The 15,188-nt window shown below is 44.4% G+C and carries 19 protein-coding genes and 1 pseudogene; 17 read left to right on the forward strand and 3 right to left on the reverse strand.

Annotated features, from left to right (window positions below):
- Positions 1–10 precede the first annotated feature (10 nt).
- Positions 11–1,171, reverse strand: a complete 1,161-nt coding sequence (locus MHB49_RS09295) for a glycosyltransferase family 4 protein (RefSeq protein ID WP_405155919.1) — start codon at positions 1,169–1,171, stop codon at positions 11–13.
- Positions 1,172–1,327: 156 nt separating this feature from the next.
- Here MHB49_RS09295 and MHB49_RS09300 point away from each other — a divergent pair, with 156 nt between their 5' ends.
- From MHB49_RS09300 to MHB49_RS09310, 3 genes are read left to right on the forward strand one after another with little or no spacing between them, the layout of a single operon-like run.
- The gene (locus MHB49_RS09300) at positions 1,328–1,897 is read left to right on the forward strand and encodes a DUF4375 domain-containing protein (RefSeq protein WP_405155920.1); all 570 of its coding nucleotides are present in this window, start codon (positions 1,328–1,330) and stop codon (positions 1,895–1,897) included.
- 25 nt (positions 1,898–1,922) lie between these two features.
- Entirely contained in the window at positions 1,923–2,459 is a 537-nt protein-coding gene (locus MHB49_RS09305) for an AAA family ATPase (protein WP_405155921.1), read from the forward strand.
- 12 nt (positions 2,460–2,471) lie between these two features.
- Positions 2,472–2,759: a hypothetical protein gene (locus MHB49_RS09310; RefSeq protein ID WP_405155922.1), complete on the forward strand. Its 288-nt coding sequence runs from the start codon at positions 2,472–2,474 to the stop codon at positions 2,757–2,759.
- Positions 2,760–2,861: 102 nt separating this feature from the next.
- Here MHB49_RS09310 and MHB49_RS09315 read toward each other — a convergent pair whose 3' ends face one another.
- On the reverse strand, positions 2,862–3,635 hold the full coding sequence (locus MHB49_RS09315) for a sporulation protein (RefSeq protein ID WP_109999463.1): 774 nt from the start codon (positions 3,633–3,635) through the stop codon (positions 2,862–2,864).
- A 225-nt stretch (positions 3,636–3,860) separates the two neighbouring features.
- Between MHB49_RS09315 and MHB49_RS09320 the strand changes: the two genes are divergently transcribed.
- The 13 genes and pseudogenes from MHB49_RS09320 (at position 3,861) to MHB49_RS09380 (ending at position 13,842) form a co-directional block, all read left to right on the forward strand.
- Entirely contained in the window at positions 3,861–4,532 is a 672-nt protein-coding gene (locus MHB49_RS09320; protein ID WP_256222194.1) for a bifunctional 2-polyprenyl-6-hydroxyphenol methylase/3-demethylubiquinol 3-O-methyltransferase UbiG, read from the forward strand.
- Positions 4,533–4,590: 58 nt separating this feature from the next.
- Positions 4,591–5,031: a cupin domain-containing protein gene (locus tag MHB49_RS09325; protein ID WP_405155923.1), complete on the forward strand. Its 441-nt coding sequence runs from the start codon at positions 4,591–4,593 to the stop codon at positions 5,029–5,031.
- A gap of 20 nt (positions 5,032–5,051) precedes the next feature.
- Positions 5,052–5,591 carry a hypothetical protein gene (locus tag MHB49_RS09330; protein ID WP_405155924.1) on the forward strand — a complete coding sequence of 180 codons (540 nt, stop codon included), beginning with the start codon at positions 5,052–5,054 and terminating at the stop codon, positions 5,589–5,591.
- Positions 5,591–6,130, forward strand: a complete 540-nt coding sequence (locus MHB49_RS09335) for a GNAT family N-acetyltransferase (RefSeq protein WP_405155925.1) — start codon at positions 5,591–5,593, stop codon at positions 6,128–6,130. The genes MHB49_RS09330 and MHB49_RS09335 overlap by 1 nt, the downstream gene beginning before the upstream one ends.
- A gap of 47 nt (positions 6,131–6,177) precedes the next feature.
- Positions 6,178–6,702 (forward strand): YfiT family bacillithiol transferase, encoded by a 525-nt coding sequence (locus tag MHB49_RS09340; RefSeq protein ID WP_247901561.1) that lies wholly within the window; start codon positions 6,178–6,180, stop codon positions 6,700–6,702.
- Positions 6,703–6,729: 27 nt separating this feature from the next.
- A complete protein-coding gene (locus MHB49_RS09345; protein ID WP_405155926.1) occupies positions 6,730–7,203 on the forward strand; it encodes an NUDIX domain-containing protein in 474 nt (157 codons plus the stop codon).
- Positions 7,204–7,233: 30 nt separating this feature from the next.
- A complete protein-coding gene (locus MHB49_RS09350; protein WP_405155927.1) occupies positions 7,234–7,740 on the forward strand; it encodes a GNAT family N-acetyltransferase in 507 nt (168 codons plus the stop codon).
- Between the two features lie 49 nt (positions 7,741–7,789).
- A pseudogene (locus MHB49_RS09355) lies at positions 7,790–8,257 on the forward strand (class I SAM-dependent methyltransferase); the annotation flags it as partial.
- 72 nt (positions 8,258–8,329) lie between these two features.
- Complete coding sequence (locus MHB49_RS09360) at positions 8,330–9,070, forward strand: SDR family NAD(P)-dependent oxidoreductase (protein ID WP_405155928.1); 741 nt, start codon at positions 8,330–8,332, stop codon at positions 9,068–9,070.
- Positions 9,071–9,373: 303 nt separating this feature from the next.
- On the forward strand, positions 9,374–10,063 hold the full coding sequence (locus MHB49_RS09365) for a response regulator transcription factor (protein WP_405155929.1): 690 nt from the start codon (positions 9,374–9,376) through the stop codon (positions 10,061–10,063).
- The gene (locus tag MHB49_RS09370; protein ID WP_405155930.1) at positions 10,060–11,064 is read left to right on the forward strand and encodes a sensor histidine kinase; all 1,005 of its coding nucleotides are present in this window, start codon (positions 10,060–10,062) and stop codon (positions 11,062–11,064) included. Before MHB49_RS09365 ends, MHB49_RS09370 begins: the two co-directional genes overlap by 4 nt.
- Before the next feature lie 100 nt (positions 11,065–11,164).
- Positions 11,165–11,920: an ABC transporter ATP-binding protein gene (locus tag MHB49_RS09375; protein ID WP_405155931.1), complete on the forward strand. Its 756-nt coding sequence runs from the start codon at positions 11,165–11,167 to the stop codon at positions 11,918–11,920.
- A complete protein-coding gene (locus MHB49_RS09380; RefSeq protein ID WP_405155932.1) occupies positions 11,917–13,842 on the forward strand; it encodes an FtsX-like permease family protein in 1,926 nt (641 codons plus the stop codon). The genes MHB49_RS09375 and MHB49_RS09380 overlap by 4 nt, the downstream gene beginning before the upstream one ends.
- 111 nt (positions 13,843–13,953) lie before the next feature.
- Here the strand turns inward: MHB49_RS09380 and MHB49_RS09385 are convergent, their stop codons facing one another.
- Complete coding sequence (locus MHB49_RS09385; protein WP_405155933.1) at positions 13,954–14,415, reverse strand: hypothetical protein; 462 nt, start codon at positions 14,413–14,415, stop codon at positions 13,954–13,956.
- Positions 14,416–14,531: 116 nt separating this feature from the next.
- Here MHB49_RS09385 and pgsA point away from each other — a divergent pair, with 116 nt between their 5' ends.
- Positions 14,532–15,119: a CDP-diacylglycerol--glycerol-3-phosphate 3-phosphatidyltransferase gene (gene pgsA, locus MHB49_RS09390; RefSeq protein ID WP_405155934.1), complete on the forward strand. Its 588-nt coding sequence runs from the start codon at positions 14,532–14,534 to the stop codon at positions 15,117–15,119.
- The last annotated feature ends 69 nt before the right edge of the window (positions 15,120–15,188 follow it).

Consider the following 15,188-nt stretch of genomic DNA (forward strand, 5'->3'; position numbering starts at 1 on the left):
TGAAACCTGTTCAAGCTGTAATGATTCGATCTTTCGTACGTCTTCTCCGATTCTCAATGGCTTCCTCATAATCTCCGACCAATCTGTCAAAAATATGATCCCACGAACGCTGCTCAGCAAGTTTTCGGCCTTCAAGACCCATATTCCTCAGTTGATCCAGATGATCTCCCCAGAGGCATATCTCCCGAATCAATGCATCCGCATTACCCGGCTCGAACAGAACACCGCTTCGATGATGTGTGACCAAATCTTTTACACCGCCTCCATTCGCAGCGAGCACCGGCAATCCCGAAGCCATCGCTTCCAGCACCACATTGCCAAATGTTTCTGTTGAGGAAGGAAACACAAAGAGATCTGCCGAAGCATACATAACAGCAAGCTCTTCACCATGCAGATACCCCGTAAAGGTGACATTGGGTGGGGATTGCATACGCATTTTGGGAAGCAATGGCCCATCGCCTACAATGATCCAGTGTACACGGGATTGCATAGGTTCTGGCAACTGCTGCATGGCAAGGGTGAGGGTAGCGATATCTTTTTCCGGGGCAATTCGTCCAACGTAGAGTAAAATTAGAGGAGCCGTTATGTTGTAGCGAGTACGGATATCGGAACTTCGTTTATCAGGAGAATACAGGCTGCAATCGATCCCGCGGGACCATAACTTCAGACGTGGAATACCTTTCAATTGCAATGCGTTTAAGGTCTCCTGAGACGGTGTTAGTGTTGCATCACAGGTCCGGTGGAACCATTGGATATACTTCCAGTAGAGAGGAATGACACTTTTCAACTTGTAGTATTCGAGGTACCGATCGAAGTGAGTGTGGTAGGAGATGACATGTGGAAGCTGATGCTTGAGCGCATACCTGAGACCGAAAAGACCCATATTGAATGGAGTGGCGATATGCAGCAGATCTGGTTGAAAGGACTGTAGCTCCCGATGAATGGCTGCTCGATTAGGTAAGGCAATACGACATTCCGGATAGAGGAAAAAGGGGATATTGGTAACCGAACGGGCCGGTGCGGCGTGATTGCCTTCAATAACTGACTGCGGCGTAAGTAGCAGATGCTCAATTCCTTTGCGGTTTAACTGGTTACTTAAGCGGTGCAGCGTGCCAGCAACACCATTGGTATCCGGAACATAGGTATCGGTGAACAAGGCCAGGCGCATCATAACCCCTCCCATGACTCTTGATGACAAGATCATAACAGCAGATCATTTTCCAGAGGTCAAATGCAGGTTAACTTTATCTGTATTTCGTGTAAAGGGTGTGGGTGAAGTGGTCTGGTGAAAACATACATAGGATAAACTAATGCAGGAGGCAGAGAGATGAACAAATTACAGGAAGAATTGCAGCAATTGTTGCCCTTGGATCAGCTTGAAAGCATGTCGGGTGAGGAAGTGGTGGGGAGTGTTGCCATGGATATGTATCGTGCTGAATTTGCGACCACTCGGGAATGCGGACCGGAACTTCCGCAGGTGCTGCGAGATATCATCCTGATCGTAGATCTGGATACAGAGCTTTCCATGAGTGGTATTACTGGTTTTCTTGAAAATGCGAGTGGGCAGTTTCTGGGTGAAACGACGGAAGCGATGCAGCGCATAGGCAATGATGCAGATGCAGAGATTCTGCAGAACATCCAGCATATGTTATCCGAAAGTGGTGTAACGCCTCAGCAGTTAAGAGAAAATGTGAATGCACTCTCCGAGCAGGATGTAACGACGACCCTCAATACGCATGGAGAACAGATCCGTGAGGTTTTGCAACGGGTGGAGCTGGAAGCGGGTCATTTAAGTATGCAATCGGATAATGAAGAGGTATTTGAACTCCTTTATCAATATGTGGATACGAACAAAGATCGTCTGAAACAGGAGTTGCAGCACCTCTTGTCTAATTGAATCTGGCATGCAGGAGGGCATCACTATGATTGTGATGATTAATGGCGCATTTGGCTCGGGTAAAACCTCTGCTGCAACCAAGCTGCAGACGTTAATTCCGAACAGCATGATCTACGACCCTGAAGAGATTGGTTACATGTTAAGAAACGTGATTACGGATGACGTCCGGATGGAAGTGGAGAAAACGGACGATTTTCAGGATATGGAGCTGTGGAAAGTCCTTACCGTGAAAGTCGCCCGTGAAATCAGGCAGAAGTACAACAAACATCTGATTGTTCCAATGACGATCTACAAGTCAGAGCAGTTCAATTACATCCATCGGGGGCTGAAAGAGCTCGACGCTGACCTTTTTCATTTTACCCTGATGACATCCATGGAAACATTACATGAGAGATTGTTGAAGCGCGGGGATAAGCCCGATGGATGGACTTTTAAACAAGCGGTTAAGTGTGTCGAAGCATTCCATGGAGCACGCTTTGAAGAGTACATACAGACAGATGGCCAAACGACAGATGATGTAGTGAATGTTATAACTTCCAAAGTATTGTCATACCGTAATTGAGGAGGCAAAATCATGAGGATCAACAAACGATTAAGTGTGGAATCCCTGTTGGTAACTTTGCTATTCACACTGGGTTTTATGGCTTGGAATGTCGTTCAAGGAATGTTAATGACGCTGAATCATGTACCTGAAATGAACAACGATTCATCCATCACATTGTTGCAGTCCAAAGTTGCTTTTGGCTCTATTGCCCGCTGGGACACGACTTCCATCCTCATCGCTGCTGTTGGATTTCTCTTGCTTGCTGCTGCATATTATGCACTTCGATCGGGGATACAGCGCTGGACACAGCGGTCCTAAGGTTGGACTTGTTTATTAATAAAAGAAAAACATAGCCAAAAAACAGTTCTACACCAATGAAAGTTGGTAGGAGAACTGTTTTTTTGGTCTATTTTTAATAGATTATAAATGTTTGGAGATGACTTCTTCCAGACCTTGGGCAACCGACTGCGCACCCCGGGCAAGGTGTCTCTCGTAGAGATGCAGTCGGACAAAGCTCTCATCCGTCCCCATCGCCTCCGAGAAAATGCCACCAAGTCCACGTGCGCGGCGGTCGATCTGAAGCAACAGTTCCAGTGAATCTCCCATCGGGTAGAACAGGACTTCCAGCTCATCCAGATAACCGCGGAATTTGCTCGTTGGCACGAATTCAAATTCCTGTACAAAGGGAAGATTGCCACCAAGCTTTGGAGCATAGTCGTTGGTCACTTCACGCAGCTTGAAACCGAGGAGATCAATCGCATCAAGCACAGTGTTCATATCTTTTGTAGGAACGACATGCAGTCTGTCCCGGTCTGAGGGGTCCATGGCGCTTGAGATATCGAGGCCCGTTTCAACCCACACCTCTGCACGATGAAGTGTAATGGGAAGATTTTCTGGCAGATCAAATGAGAAGGACTTCTCCAGTTTGGCGCCAGGCTGTAATATAAAACCTTCGGTAAGCAAGTATTTGGCTACAACGGCCGTTTCATTTACTTTTCGATCGTTGTGCTCCCGTATGTAATGGGTTTTGATCGTAAGGTAGATTCGGTCTACATTCTGTTCCACGTCTCCGCCCTCGATGTACACAATCCCAGAGATGACTCCTCCAGGCGTAACCTGAGGTGTATGTAATTCTGTATTTACTTTGGCTGCTCCAACACCTACACTGGCTAACATTTTCTTAAAAAAAGACATTCATTTAACCTCCACATCTTATTGGTTTATCCAAGTTAAAAAATACGACTTCGAGCTTAATACGGCGCCTATAAGAGAAGCGTTTCAAATTTTAACAAGCACAAGATGTGAATAGATATAACTTTTTTAGTGAGAAAAAAGTTAACTGATGTACAGGGAAATCGACTTGCCTGTGTCGAATGTTGTTTAATATGGGATTTTCTTCTGGGGGGATATCTATTGGGCATGGAATGGTATGACATGATTGCACGGCGTAACGGAGGATACACGGGTAGGTCTGTATTTACCTGGGAGGGCAATTCAGCAGAAGATGTATTTGAAGCGCGTTTGATGCAGTTGCTGCCTCAGCATAAATCCGTGCTCGATGCGGGTTGTGGTCATGGTGAATTCACATTAAAAATGTCGGCCTATACCGATCATATTACGGGTTTTGACAATTCGAAGGAGCTGCTGCGTATCGCTCAAGCTGGGCTTGAGGCCAGTGACGTTGGAAATATTGAATTTGTCTACGCTACAACCAAAACAGAATTGCCTTTCGAAGACGAACAGTTCGACCTGATCTATGACCGCAGAGGACCTACGTCCATTATTGAACATGGGCGATTGCTGCGAAAGGGTGGCGTGATCTTTGGCATTCATACCGATGTAAGCAAGGTACAAGAAAGGCTGCACATGAATCAGTATGAAAACATTGAGATTGAGGAATTCAACGAGGCTTTAATGGTTTTCCCTGATGAAAAAGAGTTCGCTATCTTTCTTTCCGATATCCCTGGCAACCCGGATTACACACGGCTTGAGTACCATGAACAGCTTCAAGTTAAGCTGAAGGAAAATCTGATTGATGGGAGACTTGCTGTGCGTGAGCACAAGTATATCTGGAAGGCCGTAAGGCGTTAAAGGAAGATTATAGAGTTGGAATGCTGCCTTCGTATTTCAGATCAGGAGGTGTAATGGTTTGGATAGAGAAACTTTAGAACGAAATCTAGGGCCGGACAACGTGATTACCACCTTCGAGCAGATGGCTAACGGGGAACGGAAATACAAAATGGTTTCAGCGGATGGCAGTTATTATTGCAGAACGGTAGCTTCATCTCAGGGAGCATGGCAAAATAGCCATTTTCATAACCATATAACCGAGTTCTATGTTGTGCAGTCTGGTTGGATTGCTTATGCAAATTTTGCGAATGATCAAATGCTTGAAATCAGAGTTATGGGCGAAGGAAATCACATCATTGTGCAACCAGGAGTACACCATAATTTATATATGTCAGCCAATAGCGTTATCCATACGATTAAATATGGTTTGAATACAGACAGTGATTGGTCTGCTTCTCCGGAACTGGACAGAGTTACACAAACACTGATCGAGAGCGAGTTACTTCAGACTTACGGTTAATTAGCTTGGGGGTTAAATGCATGCGTAGAAGTACGATATTTTGGCTAACTGGCATTGCAATTGTTATTGTAGCAGTTTTCATTGTATATAATAATTTGGCTCCAAGTGTTACAGCGCAGGATGTTAACATGAAGGGCACGATTCGGCAGACAGCTGCGGATGAATACGAGGTGCAATTAACGATTACACGCACAAAAGAAGATAAGGGTCAGCACACTGTATATCCCCTTGTACCTGGCTGGGGCTCAATTTCTTTTAACGAACAGGACAACCGATTTATTCGACCGACTTCCGTTGGCAGCACAGGTGCAATGGAAGAGATTCTTCGTCAAGCATTACAGAGGCAGACAGCAACAGCGATTACTGAATTTGCAGGTTTCTCTATACCTGATGCAGTGGGCACATACAAGATGCGTTTTACCATTCATCCTTTGGGTGAGCAGGCAGAACCGATTCGGCAACCGATGATCTATTATGTCCATCAGGAAAAATTACTGGGCAAGGACCTGAGTTGGGTCTCAGGAGAACCTCTGGAAATCATTAAGGAGTATGCAGAGTGATGCTAATCTATCAATGGAATGAGATTACGGTACGTTTACTGGATGAAAAAGATGAACAGCTCCTTGTTCAATGGTTGTCTGATCCAGAAGTACTTCAATATTATGAAGGCCGTGATCGCCCGCATGATCTGAATTTGGTCAGAGAGCACTTTTATCGGCAAGACGATGATGCACATCGGTGTATGGTTGAATACAAAGGTAAACCTATCGGCTATATCCAGTTCTATGAACTGGAGGAGGATGAACGAAACGAGTATGGATATGGAGACACAGATGAAATTATCTATGGAACAGATCAGTTTATTGGGGAGGCGGATTACTGGAATCGCGGTATTGGCACACAACTGGTACAATCCATGTTGAGCTATCTGGTCAACGATAAGCAAGCCCGGAAAGTGGTCATGGACCCGCAATCCTGGAACAAACGAGCCATATCCTGTTACGAGAAGTGTGGATTCAGGAAGGTAAGACTATTACCAGAACACGAGCTTCACGAAGGACAAATGAGAGACTGCTGGCTGATGGAGTATGCCCCCTAGGCAGTGTACAGTGTATATTAAAACATTTAACCAAGGAGGAATGATCGATGGATTTGAGGTACCCGATTGGAACATTTGAACATACAGGCGAGGTTACATTAGAGCAGCGGAAGCAGTGGATTCAGGATATTGCGGAGTTGCCGGAGCGCGCCCGCGAAGCAGTCAAAGGATTGAGTGAAGAACAATTGAGGCTGCCCTACCGGGAAGGCGGCTGGATGCTCAAACAAGTCATACACCATATGGCAGACAGCCATATGAATTGCATGGTTCGTTTCAAGCTGGCACTGACGGAGGATAACCCCACGATAAGACCATATTACGAGGAACGATGGGCTGAACTGAGTGATTCGCGGGAGCTGGATATCGAGTTTTCTCTGCAAATCCTGGATGCGCTGCATCGTCGTTGGGTAGCGTTATTAAACACATTAACAGATGCAGACTATGCCAAAACCTTTTATCATCCCGCATCCAAAGAAACGACAAGACTGGATTATAATTTAGGCGTATATGCATGGCACGGAAGACACCACGTTGCCCATATCACGTCGCTCAGAAGCAGGTTGGGAATTTAGTTGTGAGATCTGTGAGGTGTGATTTCGATGATAGAGAAACAGTGGCTGGATTTAAGTGAATTTCACGAATTGGAGCAAGAGATTCAGTTTGTTATTATGGTTACTCAGTTTCAGGAGAAACACGTCATTATTCATAACCTTAAACGCCAAGGCTGGGAATTCCCAGGAGGTAATCGTGAACATGGCGAGTCAGTTCTTAGGGCTGCAGAAAGAGAACTGTACGAAGAGACTGGAGCATTGAGGTTCATGTTAGAACCCTTTGGAATCTATCAAATGAATGGAAGTTTTGGCATGGTCTATTATGCTAATATTACGGAATTTCGTGCTTTGTCGCTGGAACCCAACTCAGAAATTAGTGCAATGAAGATGGTAGATACATTGCCAGAGGGCATGAATTTTGGGGACATGTTTTATTCTTTTTTGCATCGATGGAGGATATATTCTGCCAAAGGGACACACGAGCATTTTGTGGATCTGACTCTTTGTGAAAATAACATTTAAATATCTCATAATATTAAGGAGATTACATCGATGAATATACATATCAGACTATTAAATGAAGGCGATCCGATCGTAATTTCGCAGGCGTTTCAGGAACAGGGTTGGGCGAAATCGGCAGAGCAGTACATTCAATATCTTGCAGAACAGCAGAATGGTGTACGGGTGACTTTGGTAGCAGAGCTCAATGGAGCTTTTGCCGGTTATGTGAATGTATTGTGGAATTCGTATTACCCATCGTTCAAGGAACAGGGCATTCCGGAAATTAATGATTTCAATGTGCTGATCAAATATCAGCGCCAAGGAATAGGAACGCTTTTGATGGACCGGGCAGAAGAAGTTATTCGGGAGCGAACCGATACTGCCGGGATTGGTGTCGGGGTGTTTTCTGATTATGGCAAAGCTCAAATTCTGTATGCCCGTCGTGGATATATACCAGATGGACAGGGCATTCACAAGCATGATCGTTATCTAAAATGGGGCGATGAAACGATCATCGATGACGATGTGGTGCTCTATCTAACGAAGAAGTTAAGCTAATTGAATCCTGAATAAAAATGATTAAAACGACTTCCAGGACGAGGTTGATGCTTATGATCTTTCGGAGGCAGCCATTGCCTGGGCCAAGGAAAGAGCAGCGGAGGAAAAGCTTGAAGTGAATTTCCAATGCAAATCAGTATTTGAACTCACGCCACATGAAGAGTACGATCTGGTTTATGATTCGGGCTGTCTTCACCATCTGCTGCCACATCAGCGAATTCCCTACATACAGATGATTCAGAGCGGACTTAAACCTGGAGGATATTTTGGAATGACCTGCTTTGCTCCAGGATTTGGCGGTCAGGGTGGACCGGAGAGCGTTATGGACGATTGGGAGGTATACCGTGAGAAGTCGATGAAAGGTGGTCTGGCCTTTACGGAGGAAAAGCTTCGCTATTTGCTGGAAGATCCATTTGAATGCGTAGAGTTGCGCCCGATGAAGGCGATGGATCAGGATGAAGATTGTTTTGGCCTGCCCATCCTATGGGTGACATTGTGGAGAAAAGCCAACGTGTAGTTGTAGATTTATAAGGTCATAGATTTGACGTTTAACCAATATTGCACAGAGCGAGAGAAAGGCGGGTAGAATATGGGACAAAGGTATTTTATTATTACAGGTACATCCAAAGGAATCGGCAAACAGCTCGCGGAGCTGTTATTGGAAAAGGGAGATCACGTCTACGGGATTGCACGCGGAACGTCTGACTTGGAGGAAGCTTACGAGCGTTACCAGCATGTTCAGTTTGATCTGGCGGATATCCATAGCATCGATGATCTTGTCTCAAGCTTATTAGAGCATATTCCGCTGCAGGAAGTTGAATTCATCGGGCTCATAAACAATGCGGCCATACTTGAGCCGTTGAAGCCGATCGATCAGTGCATCGCAGAGGAGATCAGCCAGCAGCTGGAGATCAGTTTGGCGGCGCCCATGATTCTGACTTCATCTTTTATACATTATACCAACCATCTGACCGCACGGAGAAAAATTGTCAATGTATCGTCCGGTTCAGGCAGTTATCCGGCACCTTCAATGGCATCTTATTGTACCTCCAAAGCTGGAATAAACATGTTCACCCAGTGTGTAGCGATAGAACAATCCGGGCAACCCAATCCCGTTGAAGTGATTGCATTTGATCCAGGGATGGTAGATACGGAGCTACAGGCTGTGGCAAGGGGCAAAAGTGCAGAGGAATTTGCACTGTCTGGGGTATTCGGTCAGGTCTATGAAGCGGGCCAATTAAGATCACCACAAGATGTCGCAAAGCAATTAATCGAACGGATAGAAGAAATCAGTGATCCAAGCAAGGTTCTTTATACTATGGAGGGATAACAGATTAACAGTTATATACGTTTAGATTCATCTAAATTGATAAGAGATTATGGGTTTTACTTTGCCTCGATATTTTGTATTGTTCTATTAATAGCGGCAGGAGTGGAAGAGACGGAATTGATTCTGAAGAAGCGATAGCGTTCGCCTTTGTCTCCTAATTTCTACATTTAATAAATTTAATAAAGGAAATTTGGGGACAACAGCGATCGGAAGAACGATCCGAATCTGGAACGGTCCCCCGTAGATTGTCAAACAATATGCTTCGGGCAATGCCCAAGAAGAACAGAAACGTGGTGAAGATATATGTTTAAAATTATGCTCATTGAAGACGATGAATCGTTATTCAGTGAAATCAAAGAACGGTTATCCCAGTGGTCATATGACGTGTATGGCGTGCAGGATTTTGGCAAAGTCTTGCAGGAATACAGTGCCATTCAGCCACAGCTGGTCATTATTGATATTCAGCTTCCGCAGTATGATGGATTTCATTGGTGTCGTATGATCCGCGCTCATTCTAATGTGCCGATTATCTTTTTGTCCTCACGGGATCATCCTACGGATATGGTCATGTCGATGCATCTGGGCGCAGATGATTTTATCCAGAAGCCCTTCCATTTCGATGTGCTGATAGCCAAGATCCAGGCAATCCTGCGTAGGGTATATAACTACAATACAGAGCGGATTGAGCTGCGCACATGGCGTGGGGCTGCCATTGAATATGTGAAAAATACGCTTACCCATGACAATGAGTCGGTCCTTTTGACCAAAAATGAGATGTTCATTCTCAAAGTGCTGGTTGAGCACAAAAATCAGATTGTGACCCGGGAAGACCTGATTCGCAGTCTCTGGGATCATGAACATTTTGTGAGTGATAACACGCTGACAGTTAACGTCAATCGTCTTCGCAAAAAGCTGGAGCCTCTGGATCTGGATGGTTATATTGAAACCAAGGTGGGGCAGGGCTATATGGCAACGGAAGAGGCGGAAACATGATTGGAAAATACATACGGGAAAAGCTGAGCTGGCTAGTGTTGCTTATAAGCATACAGCTCATCTTTTTATTTGTAGCCTATATCGACAAGTCCATTCCATTCCAATCTGTAGCGTACATCGTTGCGCTGAATGTAGTGGTATGCATTGTGTTTATCTGGGCGAGATATCCAAGAGAAACCCTCTTCTACAAAAGATTAACCACCTGGGATCACACCTATGATTCGGGGGATTTGGATATCGCGGAAAGTCCTTATGAACGGATTGTGCACGATGCCGTGACTTCCCAGACCGAGCGTTATCGGAAGGAGTCCTCGTCTCATTTTATTTTGCTGGAGCAGGAGAAGGATGAGATGTTGGCCTGGATTCACGAGGTGAAGACACCGCTAACCGCACTGCAACTCATGATTGAGCGTATGCCGGATGAAAAGCTTCAGGGCCAAATGACGTATGAATGGCTGCGCATTCATCAACTGCTTGATCAGCAGCTTCACCAGAAGCGTATTCCATTTATGCATAATGATTTGTTTCTGGAAGAAACAGAGCTTGAACCGATTTTGAACGGCGAGATTAGAGCTTTGAAGTCATGGTGCATATCCAAACGGATTGGCTTCGACGTGTCATTACATGTGACCAAGGTGCTGACCGACAGCAAATGGTTAGGATTTATCATACGGCAGCTGCTTAGTAATGCGGTGAAATACAGCCATTCCTCTGACATTGTCATTGAAAGCAAGGAACAGGATGGGCACATTTTATTGACCATTCAGGATTATGGACGAGGGATCGAAGCGCAGGATTTACCACGTATCTTTGATAAAGGCTTCACTTCAACCCAAGGCAGGCTGGAAGGAAACGCAACGGGGATGGGTTTGTATTTGACCCGACAGGTGGCACAAACACTTCGTATAGACATTCAGGTACAGTCTGCTCCCGGAGAGGGCACCAGCGTCAAGCTAACCTTCCCGAGAAAAAATGACATGATCCACCTAGCAGGCGTGTGACAACATTGTCACATGCTTTTTGGTTTTGTTCGGTGAATCGCACGATAAATTGGAGCATCCCGCCTATGATGGAGATATACCAAAGAGGAGTGAGTGGGATATGTGGATACTGGAAGCCAAAAAAATTCATAAAGTCTATGGCAACAAATTAAATAAACAGGAAGTCCTCAAGGGGATTGATCTCGGGGTAAGTAAAGGCGAATTTGTTGGCATTATGGGACCCTCGGGTTCGGGGAAAACGACGCTGCTGAATGTTCTTTCTTCGATCGATCGGGTAAGTCAGGGTACGATTGACATTGAGGGTCAGGAGTTCACCGGCATGAAAGAGAAACAGTTTGCTGAATTCCGCAAATTTCATCTCGGCTTTATTTTTCAGGATTATAATCTGCTGGATACCCTCACGGTGAAGGAAAATGTATTGCTGCCGCTCTCGATTACGAGTATTCCGAAGCATGAAGCACACCTGAAGTTCGAACAAATCGCCCGTGAGCTGGGCATATATGAGCTGAAAGACAAGTATCCGTCTGAAATCTCGGGTGGACAAAAGCAGCGGACGTCGGCCGCGCGTGCGTTTGTACATGATCCGAGCATTATTTTCGCTGACGAACCAACAGGTGCACTCGATTCCAAATCGGCTTCGGACCTGCTTGGCAAATTAAGTGATATGAACAGGAAGCATCAGGCTACGATTATTATGGTTACACATGATCCGTTTGCCGCAAGTTATTGCAGCAGGGTGATTTTCATCCGGGACGGTCAGATCTACACCCAATTAAATAAGGGAGATGAGTCCAGGCAATCCTTCTTCAATGACATTATCAAAACTCAGGGCGTGTTGGGTGGTGTGCAGCCATGAGCCTGAACTATATCATCTTTCGCAATCTAAGAAAAAATCTGAAAAATTATTATCTTTACGTCTTTGCCCTGATTTTTAGTGTGGCGCTGTATTTTTCCTTTGTGACATTGCAGTATGATCCCTCCATGGATGAGGTTGCTGAATCAACGAAAGGAGCTGCTGCAATAGGCGCATCCTCCGTGTTACTGATTGCCATTGTGGGCATTTTTCTGCTCTATGCCAATACGATCTTTATCAAGCGGCGCAGTAAGGAGATCGGTTTGTTTCAGCTGATCGGACTGACGAAGGGGAGAATATTTGGCATTTTGAGTGCGGAAAATTGCATTCTCTACTTTGGTTCTATGGTAATCGGTATTCTAATCGGGTTTCTGGGTTCCAAGCTGATATTGATGATTTTGTTCAAAATTATTGGCGTTGATGTGATCACGAAGCTATACTTCTCACCGATGGCACTAGTACAAACGCTGATTGTCTTTGCCGTCATGTATCTGCTTGTCATGCTGATGAATTACACATTTATCCGAGCACAGAGTATTCTATCACTCTTTCGGGTGTCTTCTACAACAGAGCAGAAGGTGAAAAAGTTATCTGTAGGGCAGATTCTGATGGGCATCTTGGGTATTGCTTTGATTGTGTTCGGTTACATCCTGTCTGCACGGCTGTTCAGCGTTGAGAAATTGGATATGCAGCAGTTAATGTACACCATGATTTTGATTTTGTTCTCGGTTATTTTGGGGACATATCTATTCTATAAAGGTTCCGTCAGTTTTATTTTTAATATGATTCGCAAAAGCAAAAAAGGCTACCTCTCCATTAACGAGGTATTGTCGTTATCCTCCATCATGTTTCGCATGAAGTCGAATGCCTTGCTGCTGACCATTATTACTACCGTATCGGCACTCGCCATAGGTATGTTGTCGCTCAGTTACATTTCCTATTATTCGGCAGAGGCGCAAGCCAAGGAAAGCTTGCCGGAAGATTTTTCATTTGCCCAAGTTGATGTGAAAAATCGTTTTGTAGCGGAGTTGGATCACAAACAAATTCCATATGAAGAAAAGCACAGACAACCTTTGTATATTGAAATTGATGCAACCAAGGTGATGAATGATTCCCTTTCGGAGGATCGATTGTTCAGCAGTGTGTTAAGTGACAGCATGGTGGAGAACATTGATCTGAAACCAGGCGAAGTTATTTTCATGGGATATGGCAATGTGATTCAGCAATTCTTTTCCATTCGGGATGAAGGTCCCGTTGTTCTGCACGGGTTGAAGCAAGCGATTGATCAGCAGCTAATCGGAACCACAAAACAGGGCGTGCTTCCCGTGTACTATACCCTGGGCACGCCCGTGGCCGTTGTGGATGAATCGGTTTATGCGGAGCTTGCGCAGGATCTTGATCCGAAACTTCAAAAAGAGGGAGCAACAGATTATTACGGTGTGCAAATTACAGATCCAGGGCAGGACGAGAATGCATATGCCATTTTTGCAGAATTGCAATTAGAGGCCCCAAGTTTCTCTCAGATCGAATTCAGAAATAACCAGCGTACCACTATGGGCTTAATCATGTTCATTGTTGGTTTCTTGGGTCTGACCTTTCTGATTACATCCGGGTGCATCCTCTATTTCAAACAAATGAATGAGAGCGAAGAGGAGAAATCGAACTATACGATTCTGCGAAAACTTGGTTTTACTCAAGGCAATCTGTTACGTGGGATTCAGTTCAAGCAGTTGTTTAATTTCGGCATTCCACTTGTTGTGGGACTGAGCCATAGTTATTTTGCCGTGAAATCAGGCTGGTTCTTCTTTGGTACAGAACTGGTCACACCTACGGTAATCGTTATGATTGTGTATACGTTGTTGTATTCAATCTTCGGCCTTTTGTCCGTATTGTATTACAAACGTGTGATTAAAGAATCATTGTAGATCAGATAGTAAGGAACAGAGGATTACATTAAGAAAGGGTAACTGTGTGAAGTACAGTTTGCTCTTTCTTTTTTTGTGAAGGCTAATGTTAAATCGTGTTGCTTATCCAAATCATTTTATTGTATTTGCTATTTCAATTAATGTTTGGTGATCGTATAACGGTTCAAGATTATTATTTTTCCCTGAAACAAGAGAGTAAGTTAAACCCTCATTTCTCCAATAAATGGCGTTAACATGTTCGTCTCCTTGGTCCCACGTCTGCGAACCGTTAGCTAATTGTAGTCCTTTTTTTCCATTTGGAGGCGTATCAGCCTTTGAGTTTGTCATCATGAGAATCAAGGTCAATCCTTCATCGGTATTTTCATACGTGATTTCCACAGCATCAAATGTACCATTGGTATCTAAAACTCTTGCTGTTTTTTGATCAACTTGGAAAGGAACGGACGGCTGTTTCAATTCAAACGGAATCTTAGCTTCCGCATCTTCAATTGAAATCTCAACTGGAGGACTCCAATCCGATTGCTTGTTCGGTTGAGATTCTTCCTGTGAAGTCTGAAAGATAAAGCTGCTCACACGTTTTTTCCATCATATTTGAAGCAGTAATAGTCTAAGCCTTTTGTGAAAAAAAGGAGGATGGCACGAGGGTGGAGAAATCACAACATATGGAGTGAAAAAGAGGGAGGGTTTCCATGAACCTGGCTAACAAAATCACCCTGGCGAGAATGGTATTGATTCCATTGTTTATGTTGTGCTTTATCCCGTTTCCGTCTTGGATACAGGAGTCGAGTGAGTTTATTCGTTTTTTGGATCAGCATGGTTTGGTGATAGGAGTTATTATTTTTGCAATAGCTGCAGGTACGGATAAGCTGGATGGGTATGTGGCGAGAAAATATAATCAAATCACCAATCTGGGAAAATTGCTTGATCCACTGGCAGATAAACTGTTGATTTCGGTTGCTCTGATCATGATGGTTCAGGAGAATCTGATCGGTTCATGGATTGCTGTGATCATTATTGGACGTGAAATTGTCATCACAGCGCTGCGTATGATTGCTACTGAACAGGGAATTGCTCTGGCTGCTGATCGATATGGCAAGATTAAAATGGTGCTCCAGGTGGCAGCTATCATCACTGTGTTATTGAATAATGCTTCGTTTAGTTTGCTGACTGATGTGCGGATGGATATGATTTTATTATGGCTGGCGGCAGGAGTTACGTTGTTATCGGGATTGAACTATATCGTGGTGAACTATAAGTTGCTTCACAACGGAAGATAGGAAGAGTCAAGGGAATCATGGTCCTCAATACAATTGTTAACCCTGCATTATTATGCAGGGTTTCTTTGT

Origin of the sequence: Paenibacillus sp. FSL K6-0108, assembly GCF_045040695.1 — a bacterium.
Taxonomy (GTDB): Bacteria; Bacillota; Bacilli; order Paenibacillales; family Paenibacillaceae; genus Paenibacillus; species Paenibacillus pabuli_B.

Bases quoted from the DNA above. Each gene is read 5' to 3' on its own strand.
- pgsA (WP_405155934.1), top strand. From the start codon at position 14,532: ATGAACCTGGCTAACAAAATCACCCTGGCGAGAATGGTATTGATTCCA.
- MHB49_RS09360 (WP_405155928.1), top strand. From the start codon at position 8,330: ATGGGACAAAGGTATTTTATTATTACAGGTACATCCAAAGGAATCGGC.
- MHB49_RS09300 (WP_405155920.1), top strand. From the start codon at position 1,328: ATGAACAAATTACAGGAAGAATTGCAGCAATTGTTGCCCTTGGATCAG.
- MHB49_RS09340 (WP_247901561.1), top strand. From the start codon at position 6,178: ATGGATTTGAGGTACCCGATTGGAACATTTGAACATACAGGCGAGGTT.
- MHB49_RS09375 (WP_405155931.1), top strand. From the start codon at position 11,165: ATGTGGATACTGGAAGCCAAAAAAATTCATAAAGTCTATGGCAACAAA.
- MHB49_RS09380 (WP_405155932.1), top strand. From the start codon at position 11,917: ATGAGCCTGAACTATATCATCTTTCGCAATCTAAGAAAAAATCTGAAA.
- MHB49_RS09305 (WP_405155921.1), top strand. From the start codon at position 1,923: ATGATTGTGATGATTAATGGCGCATTTGGCTCGGGTAAAACCTCTGCT.
- MHB49_RS09310 (WP_405155922.1), top strand. From the start codon at position 2,472: ATGAGGATCAACAAACGATTAAGTGTGGAATCCCTGTTGGTAACTTTG.
- MHB49_RS09345 (WP_405155926.1), top strand. From the start codon at position 6,730: ATGATAGAGAAACAGTGGCTGGATTTAAGTGAATTTCACGAATTGGAG.
- MHB49_RS09295 (WP_405155919.1), bottom strand. From the start codon at position 1,171: ATGATGCGCCTGGCCTTGTTCACCGATACCTATGTTCCGGATACCAAT.
- MHB49_RS09330 (WP_405155924.1), top strand. From the start codon at position 5,052: ATGCGTAGAAGTACGATATTTTGGCTAACTGGCATTGCAATTGTTATT.
- MHB49_RS09335 (WP_405155925.1), top strand. From the start codon at position 5,591: ATGCTAATCTATCAATGGAATGAGATTACGGTACGTTTACTGGATGAA.
- MHB49_RS09315 (WP_109999463.1), bottom strand. From the start codon at position 3,635: ATGTCTTTTTTTAAGAAAATGTTAGCCAGTGTAGGTGTTGGAGCAGCC.
- MHB49_RS09365 (WP_405155929.1), top strand. From the start codon at position 9,374: ATGTTTAAAATTATGCTCATTGAAGACGATGAATCGTTATTCAGTGAA.
- MHB49_RS09370 (WP_405155930.1), top strand. From the start codon at position 10,060: ATGATTGGAAAATACATACGGGAAAAGCTGAGCTGGCTAGTGTTGCTT.
- MHB49_RS09350 (WP_405155927.1), top strand. From the start codon at position 7,234: ATGAATATACATATCAGACTATTAAATGAAGGCGATCCGATCGTAATT.
- MHB49_RS09320 (WP_256222194.1), top strand. From the start codon at position 3,861: ATGGAATGGTATGACATGATTGCACGGCGTAACGGAGGATACACGGGT.